Here is an 8,672-nt window from a genome sequence, read left to right as displayed (position 1 = left end):
GCAATGCTTGCGCCCCAGGGGCGCAAGCATTGCGCCCCTACAGATACCTTTCTTTCAGTTGAACGTTTGGAGGATTTATATTTTGCAATCCCCTTAATAACGGGGACTCTCATCAGAATTTCCTTGATCGAGAGGAGAGAGGTCCTCGGGTAATTGCGCGATTTCTTCAATCCTTTGCAACTTCACGGTGTTGTAAGTCTTGACCAAATCTTGCAGGGTGGCATATTCCGTCGTCATGCCAAAGGTAGCGGGAGTCACCGGGTCCTTATAGGTAAAATGGCGATAAGTCAAACAAAATCGGTCCCAAGATGACATCTGAACCCGAAAAATTTTGATAAATAAATCGATGAGGAACCCAGTTAGGGGAATGCGGAAGATAATATTTTTATTCAGAGTGGCGCAGATTTCTTCTATAGCGCGGTTAACGGTGACTGCTGGATTTCCTAATACAAAAGGTCCAGCGGGTTCGGGAGGATTGTCTACCAGATGAACGACGACTTTGGCAATATCGCGAGCATGGATGAAATGAAAGCTGCCTTCGGCTTTAAAGAAGCGAATTAGATTAATTCGTTTGAGAATTTCTGGCATTCCTGCTGCCACGTGGGAGTAAGGTTTGTTCTCATCTCCCCCAAAGACTAGGGTTGGATATAAGGTGGTAATCCGGGAGGCGATCGGTAAGCGAGTGAACCGACGCAAACAGTCAAATTTAGACCGGATATATTCCGTTCCCATTTGTCCCGATTCTTTGAGTAATTCGTTATTTCTATCCAGAATACTGGCGGTAGAAAAATAGATGGCCTGTTCACAAACCTCGGGGTCTAAAAGCTCTAACAGTCGCAGGGTTTTGAGGACATTCACATCAAAAACTTCCTGTGCGCCTCCCCAGGCAGTGGCGACTAAAATCGCCGTATCCATTGTTTTGAGAAGATCCCCATACTTATCAATCTGGCGCATATCCGCCTGCACGATGGAAATACCCGGACGAGCCTCTAAGTCAACTCGGAGTTTCTCCGGGTTTCTGACCAACAAAAACAGTTCATGGTCCGTTTCTTGAATTAAAGCCTCGGTCAGGTAGTGACCAATACAGCCACTCGCGCCGGTTATGAAAATACGCTTTTTCGGTCGATAGTAATTTGAATACACGGGAGGTATGGCGGCTAGGGTGGTGTGGGAGCGTCAGATTGTCGAACGTAGATTTTAGATTTTAGAGTTTAGACCATTTTTTGTCAAAAAAGATAGTCCCTAGGGGGGGGTTTGACTTCACCTCGTTTGAAAAAGTAGATCGCAGTAGCAGTAGGGTGGGCATTGCCCACCCTACTGTTAGAGATCGCAGTAACGGTGACTAGCTGTGAACCGCTAATAATTTATCTGCCTGCTTTGCTGTTTCAAAGAAGAACGCCACATTTTCCTCGGGAGTGCCTTGTAAAACACCATGACCCAGGTTTAAGATGTGACCTTGGTTTCCAGCTTTGCGAATCGTATCGAGGATGCGATCGCGGATGAAATCCTGGGATCCAAATAAGGCACAGGGGTCGATATTCCCTTGGACACCCATATTTGCACCTAGTCGCTTGCGCGCCTCAGCCATATCGACGGTCCAATCTACGCTCACGATATCGACGCCGGACATCGCCATCCGTTCCAGAATCCCCGAACTGCCATTAATGTACAGAATCATCGGAGTTTCCGGATGTGCTGCCTTCACCTGTTCCACCACCCGTTTTTGATAGGGCATAGCAAAGGTTTCGTAATCTTGGGGACTCAGTTGACCCGCCCAGGAGTCAAACATTTGCACCACCTGAGCACCGCAATCGATTTGGTAGCAGGCATAACGGGCGATCGCATCCGCAATTTTTGCCAAAAACGAATGCAACATCGCCGGTTCTCTAAAAGCCATGCCCTTAATCACGGTATAGTCCTTAGAAGACTTACCTTCGATCGCATAAGCTGCCAGAGTCCAGGGCGCACCCACAAACCCCAACACCGTGGATGCCGTCCCCACTTCCTTGCGTAACGTCTCCAGAATCGGACGAATAAACGGCATCGTCTCCTCGGGTTCCAGGGGATACAGTTTATCAATCTGTTCCTGAGTCCGAATCGGTGGGTCAATAATCGGGCCCCGACTTTCGATAATGTCGAAAGGAATGCCAATTCCCGGCAAGGGAGTCAGGATATCCGAGAACAGAATCACCCCATCCGGTTGAAACGCCCGCCAGGGTTGCAGAGAGATTTCGATCGCAATCTCCGGATTTTCCGAACGTTCCCGAAACGAGGGGTATTTATCGCGCAGATCTCGATAAACCTTCATATAGCGCCCCGCTTGGCGCATCATCCAAACGGGGGGACGATCTAATTTTTCCCCACGCGCTGCTCTTAGTAGATAAGGAACTGGGCTAGAACCAGCCATTTAAACTTCACCTTAAATTTTACTTAAATGCCATTGTTCAGCTTACCATTGCGCGTCAATTATTTTTGTTTTTTTGCAGGGACTTCCAGATAGGGGCTTTTTGAAGGGGCGCGAGTTGACATATCACCTTTTGTGATTTATGAATGGAAAATTAATATTTTGTAATATTTGGGCGTTTAATAGATTTGAGGCACCTGTTCCGACAGTCGGGCCACGGGTGTAAAAGAGAGAGAAGACAATCAATCTCCTTTAGCCCTTACCTGAAAGCAAGGATATTTATCAATAATTCTCGGGATTTAAAGGTTAAGTTTTATCCAATTAACACAGGTTCTAACCTCGCCAAAAAGTGGGGTAAATTCTTCAAAACAATAGAAAAATTTGGGGCTTTAATAAATAGAGAACGCCACAGTCTTACTTTTGGATTTTATCTCTTGACAAGAGCTTTAAAGGGTTTTATAATAATAGAATAATCACTTAAATCAGGACTCCTATAAAAATGCCGCGAAAACTTTTAGGAATTCATCTAATTTGTAAAGACGGTCTGCATATTCAAGAATTAGGAAGAGGTCGATTTAAAAGTGGGTATTGGAAAAAAATATCTGAACAATCTGCCAGTAGCGCCGAATATTTAGCCCTTCATAACCAGAAAAGCCTTCCTTCTTATAAACAATGAATCATTGAAAGTTACGAACGCTACGAAGATTGCATCATTTTTTATGTAAAAGCAACCCCTGAGCCGCGAGAATGGGTTGGTCGGGGAGCAAGGGGAAGAGGATATTCTTGGTCAGAAGACTAAAAAATTTGGGGGCTAAAGAATCTCATTTACAATAATCGAGAGTATTTAGCCCGATCGCAATCCCAGGCGATCGCCGATTAGCTGTAAAAACCGGGTTTCATGTCCCTGCGATCGCCTCCTCTACCGACGCGCTACACTCCAGTTAGTCCAAAATCTTCGGCGCTGAGGTGGGTGACTCCTTGGACGATGGCAAGCACTTTACCGCCACTGCTGATGGTGGTGACTCCTCCTTGGGACTGGATAGAGAGTTGACCCCAGGTTATATGACGGGCTAATATCAGTTGATCAATGCCGGATTCAAAGTCGGCGATCGCCTTCGTCCCTTGTCCATTCCCAACTATAAAGCGATCGCTGCCACTACCCCCAATTAGGGTGTCATCTCCATCCCCGCCACAGAGGATATCATCACCCCGATCGCCAATTAGGAGATCGTTGCCGCTACCTCCCCCTAGAAAATCATTCCCCTTTCCACCGTGGAGGGTATCGTCTCCGTCTGCGCCACAGATGATATCATCACCCTGGTTGCCGTTGAGGAAGTCATTTCCCAATCCACCACTGATGTAGTCGTCTCCATCTTGATCTGCCAGGGAAGGGTCGGAGGGACCGCCATAGATGGTATCATTGCCTGCATCGCCGATCAGGGTATCACTCCCGCGATCGCCATAAATTAGATCGTGATCTGCGCCTCCCCAGACGATATCATTACCCTGTCCACCGTAGATAGTATTATCCCCGTCATTGCCAGTGAGGTAGTCATCCCCTTCATTGCCATAGAGGATATCTCCAGCATCCCTTGACAATGCAGATTCAGTCCAGGTATCGCCAAAGAGGGTATCACTGCCTTTGTTTCCGTAAAGGATATCACTGCCGCGATCGCCCCAGATTAAATCCTCATCCTTGCCACCATAGACGGTATCATCTCCTTGACCGGCAAAGATAGTATCTTTCCCTTGATTGCCGTGGAGTTCGTCATTGCCTGTGCCACCCTCTAGGCGATCGGCATCTCCCGGGGTATTTTCTGCTTCGCTTCCTCTCCCCCCGCGCAGCATATCATTGCCATCCCCTCCATACAGATGATCATCCCCATCTTCGCCATACAATTGATCATCGCCACCGCTACCAACCAGTGCATCATTGCCATAACCCCCGATTAACAGATCCCCATCCTCGCTGCCAATCGCGATCGTCTCCGTTGGGTTATACCCTCCCACTGTCAAAAAGTTAGGTGACTCGGGAAGAGTCATCTCACAGCAAGGTTTCCCATCTTCCCCAATTTCCTCAGTTTCCAAAGGCACTAATCCGTTACTTTCACCTCCACCAACCATGACAGGGGGAATCATCCCTGAATTATCTCCAGGTGGGATATTTCCTAAATTATCTTCCGGTGGAATCTCTTCTGAATTATCTCCAGGTGGGATATTTCCTAAATTATCTTCCGGTGGAATCTCTTCTGAATTATCTCCGGGTGGAATATTCCCCGAATTATCTCCGGGTGGGATATTCCCCGAATTATCTTCTAGTGGGATATTTCCTGAATTATCTTCTGGGGGAATCTCTTCTGAATTATCTTCTGGTGGGATATTTTCCGAATTATCTTCTAGTGGGATATTTCCTGAATTATCTTCTGGGGGAATCTCTTCTGAATTATCTTCTGGTGGGATATTTCCCGAATTATCTCCAGGTGGGATATTTCCTGAATTATCTTCTGGGGGAATCTCTTCTGAATTATCTTCTGGTGGGATATTTCCCGAATTATCTCCAGGTGGGATATTTCCTGAATTATCTTCTGGGGGAATTTCTTCTGAATTATCTTCTGGAGGAATTTCTTCTGAATTATCTCCGGGAGGAATTTCTTCTGTATCGATCGCCTCCACGATATGTTCTACCATACTCACCGTACCATTAGCAGAAATAGCGATAGAGTTACCATTGGCCGCTACAATATTGCTACTGTTCAGACCAACAGAGAGAGTAGACCCTTCTTGTAGTCCGTTCAACCCTCCGATGAGCAAATAATTGTGATCTCCTACTGGCACCGTAAACGAACTCACCCGAATCCCCTCGGTAATATCTAGCGGCATTTCCATCGTTCCAACCAGCAAGTCTCCCGGATCATAAATGCCATTATGATTAACATCGGCAATGAGCTGCAAATTGCTAATATTGGTATTTTCAATACCAGTGGCAGTCACCGCAAAAGTCAGCGTATTAGTGATAATTGGTTGATTAACCGCACTCAGACGGAACCGATACCAAACTGTGTCATCAGAGACGGAAGTAGAGGCAGGAGGAAACTGGTCTAAGATTTGACTGACGGAATGTTCGTTCAGGGTGAGTACCCCTTTCGGGTTGACAGTTATGGGGATATTCCCCGCAACTTCTAGGGGTCCGCCTGTACCCGTATTGCCCAAATCATTCACCGTAATATTAATCGTATCCGTCCCGGAGTAATTTGCACTACTTTGATAATTTAGGGTACTCAAAGCACTGTTAATCTCGGCTAAAGTTCCGCTAAAACTCATTGCCCGATCATCACTTCCATCACCGTTGACAAAGGTCAGATTGAGGAAATTATTTAAAGTAAGGAAACCATTGTGAGCAGATAAATTCACTTGCAGGAGTTGAGTCCCGGCATCCACATCAGCGATGTTAATTCCTGGAATCGCTAAATTTACGCTTTGATTAACTACTGGGTTAGTCGGCAGGGTCAAAACTGGCGCATCATTAACCGGATTTACAGTAATATTAACGGTTTTCGTATCAGTAAGCGGACCTCCAGTACCGCTGTTGCCGCCATCATTGGCAACAACGGTGAGAGTATCAGTGCCATTAAAATTAGGTAAACCCTGATAAATCAGACCCGCTGCATCGGCTAGAACCTGATTAATTTGGCTGATTGTTCCGGTGAGGGTCACGTTATTTGAGCCATTAGCGGTGATATTTTCCGCTGCTAAACCCCCAGTTACTGCTGAATTGACCGTGAGGGTGCCATGATTAACGGTTAGAGTGACGGTGATGGGATTAGTTCCTGCATCTGCATCGGCGACGCTAATACCAGGAATCACCAATGGCGTATCTTCATCCCCGGATAAAGGCGGTAAACTACTGCCGGTTGTTACAGAAACTGCCGATAGATTAAAGTTAGCGCTGGCACTGGGAGTATTGTCCCCAAAAAAGATAAAATTAGGTGTAGTGTAAGGATTTTCCGGGAGAAAACTTGGGAGACTAGCGTTAGTGTAGTCCCGCAGTTGGCCACTGATTACCGGGTTGCCATTGGCGAAGAGTTGGTAAGTGTCTCCCAACACCTCTAACTGATAGTTAACTGGATTGGTTTGGGTGTCAAAACCGACAGTTTCGGCTGGGTTAAGTGTGTGGGTGAAGAGAGTATTCGTGTTGGGGGGAGGTTCGGCATCACCTTCTTCTTGGACCCAAATTTTATCGTCCCAAAACCCAATTTCTATGCCTTTTTGTCCATCGCTGCTGATGGCAATTAGGCTAAAACCGGCGCGATCAAGAAGGGCATCACCATTTTTGTCGGCGCTAAGAGTATTATGGTTTTCCGTCAGAATTTGAGATGTAAAGTTGATGGTGTAGCCAGTATTTCGGTCTAGCAGGGGGATCCAGTCAGGTTTGGCAATATAACCCGCGTAATCCACAGCAGTTCCGCTGGTGTTCAGATTGGCCCCGTTTTGGACGGTGGCGAGAGGAAGATAGGGTAAGGTGCGGTACTCAAACCCTTGAGTATTTGGGGTATTTGTGCCATCATAAAGGTTAAAATATGCACCGGGAACTGCTATAATGGGGGCATCGTTCTCGGTGGTGAAATTGATGGTTTTAGTTGCGGGACTACTGACTAGATCCTGGGCATCAGTGAGTTGAAATTGGACAGTGCGATCGCCCGGTATTGGATTGTCAGAAATATTGCCATAAATAATATTCCGCATCAAGGCAGTAATTGCGGCATCCGTAGCAAAATCCGTGCCTACATTAATAGTCAGAGGGTTCCCTTGAGTCCCGCCGGTGAAGGTGGCAAAGGGTACGCCACTGTAAGCGATGAGGTTAAGTCCTGGAGAATCAATGCCCGCACCAATTTGCCCTGCACTGCTGCCTTCGTTTCTAATCATCAAAATATCATCGGTCGTCGCACCCGAGGTAAAGTTAATCCTGAGAGTGCCGTTACTGAAGTTCGTTAAATTAGGATCTGTGGCAGTGGCGCTGGGGTCAAGAAGGGTAAAACCCTGGTTCTCGATATAGTTAAGATTGCCACTAGAGAGGGTGATTGGGGGGCTGCATTATGAGCACCTAATCCGCTAAAAGTATCTTCAGGAAATCCAATCCACTCTAGGCTAGGGTTGAAGCTATTGCTAGGGTTGGTATCTCCAGTGGTGATGGCGCTTTTCCGGCGCAGGGTTCTATTTAAGGTGCTCGCCCCTCCCCCCGTCCAGGCTGTACCAGGGTCAACACCAATTTGTCCGATCGCGTCCAGAATTATGCCGTTTTTCCGCAGGACTATGGCATCATTGCCGTTAAACCAGCCGTTGCCATTGGTTTGATTGGCAATTCCGGCAAAGCTGGCGGCGCTATGGGCGAGGACAAAGGTGCTACCGTGAGCGACAGTGCCGGTAAGATTTATAGTTAGTGCAGCCGTGGTATTCCCGTTAAAATACATTTCCACAGAATAGCCACCGGCAGCTAGGTCGATCGCGCTTCCAGTGCCGTTGTAGAATTCTAGAGCTTTGTTGTTGCTGCTGCCTTCGACATATTCAGAGATGAAAAGGTCGGTGGGGGCGAGGATACCCTGGTAAGCGCCGATCGCCTCCGCATCCAAGGGAATTTGCACTTCTATCGGACCTGTATGCGCTTCCAGTTCCCAGTCTCCCCCCAAAGCGGCGCTACCTGTGAGGTTATCACTGGCGGCAATATCAGCCCCCGTGATGGCAGCGAGGCGAGTGACAAACCCTCCCAAGTCAGCGGCGAGATTACACCCGTAGAGTAGGATATCCGCATCAGGGGTGAGAGACTTTGCCCATTGGGAGATTTCGGCTTCCGGGAGATTTTCGTCGGTTAAAACACTCTTACCCAGGTGTAACATCCCGGATTGGGCGTGGGAGAGAATATGGAGACCCGCCAGGGGTTGCTTTTGGTGGGAGAGAATCTCACTAATTTGGGCGATCGCATCCCGGTTGGGGTCTAACACCACAACTGGTAATTCGGCAGGGATACTGGCGATGAGGGTTTCATAGCCCGTTACCGTGGGGTCAGCAAATAGGATTTCTGTGGGGGAGGTGTTTTCCCAGATGGGATAGAGGGGGCTGGTAGATTCCGAGAGCAAAAATGGCATAGGTTATGGTTCTTGGATTAGAATAGGGTAATCGCATCTATATCAGATTGTGACCCGGTAGGAAATCCTACATATCCAATACTCGGTCATGCCCAAGCCAAAGACCGCACCCTGAAAAATGCTCTGTC

General features: G+C 47.4%; 4 protein-coding genes. All 4 read right to left on the bottom strand.

Translation table 11 applies throughout. The features are described 5' to 3' along the window. Nucleotides 1-93: 93 nt before the first annotated feature. Nucleotides 94-1,143 (bottom strand): NAD(P)-dependent oxidoreductase, encoded by a 1,050-nt coding sequence (locus tag NG833_RS09515; RefSeq protein ID WP_254565053.1) that lies wholly within the window; start codon nucleotides 1,141-1,143, stop codon nucleotides 94-96. 199 nt (nucleotides 1,144-1,342) lie between these two features. Then, nucleotides 1,343-2,407 carry a uroporphyrinogen decarboxylase gene (gene hemE / locus NG833_RS09510; protein ID WP_254565052.1) on the bottom strand — a complete coding sequence of 355 codons (1,065 nt, stop codon included), beginning with the start codon at nucleotides 2,405-2,407 and terminating at the stop codon, nucleotides 1,343-1,345. A 927-nt stretch (nucleotides 2,408-3,334) separates the two neighbouring features. Then, on the bottom strand, nucleotides 3,335-7,327 hold the full coding sequence (locus NG833_RS09505) for a hypothetical protein (protein WP_254565051.1): 3,993 nt from the start codon (nucleotides 7,325-7,327) through the stop codon (nucleotides 3,335-3,337). A gap of 65 nt (nucleotides 7,328-7,392) precedes the next feature. Continuing rightward, nucleotides 7,393-8,544 (bottom strand): DUF4347 domain-containing protein, encoded by a 1,152-nt coding sequence (locus NG833_RS09500; RefSeq protein ID WP_254565050.1) that lies wholly within the window; start codon nucleotides 8,542-8,544, stop codon nucleotides 7,393-7,395. Nucleotides 8,545-8,672: the final 128 nt, after the last annotated feature.

It is taken from the genome of Oscillatoria sp. HE19RPO (assembly GCF_024220515.1).
Classification (GTDB): domain Bacteria; phylum Cyanobacteriota; class Cyanobacteriia; order Cyanobacteriales; family Laspinemataceae; genus Laspinema.
Note: the sequence above shows the minus strand (reverse complement) of the source record. Positions and strands in the feature narration are given on the sequence as shown.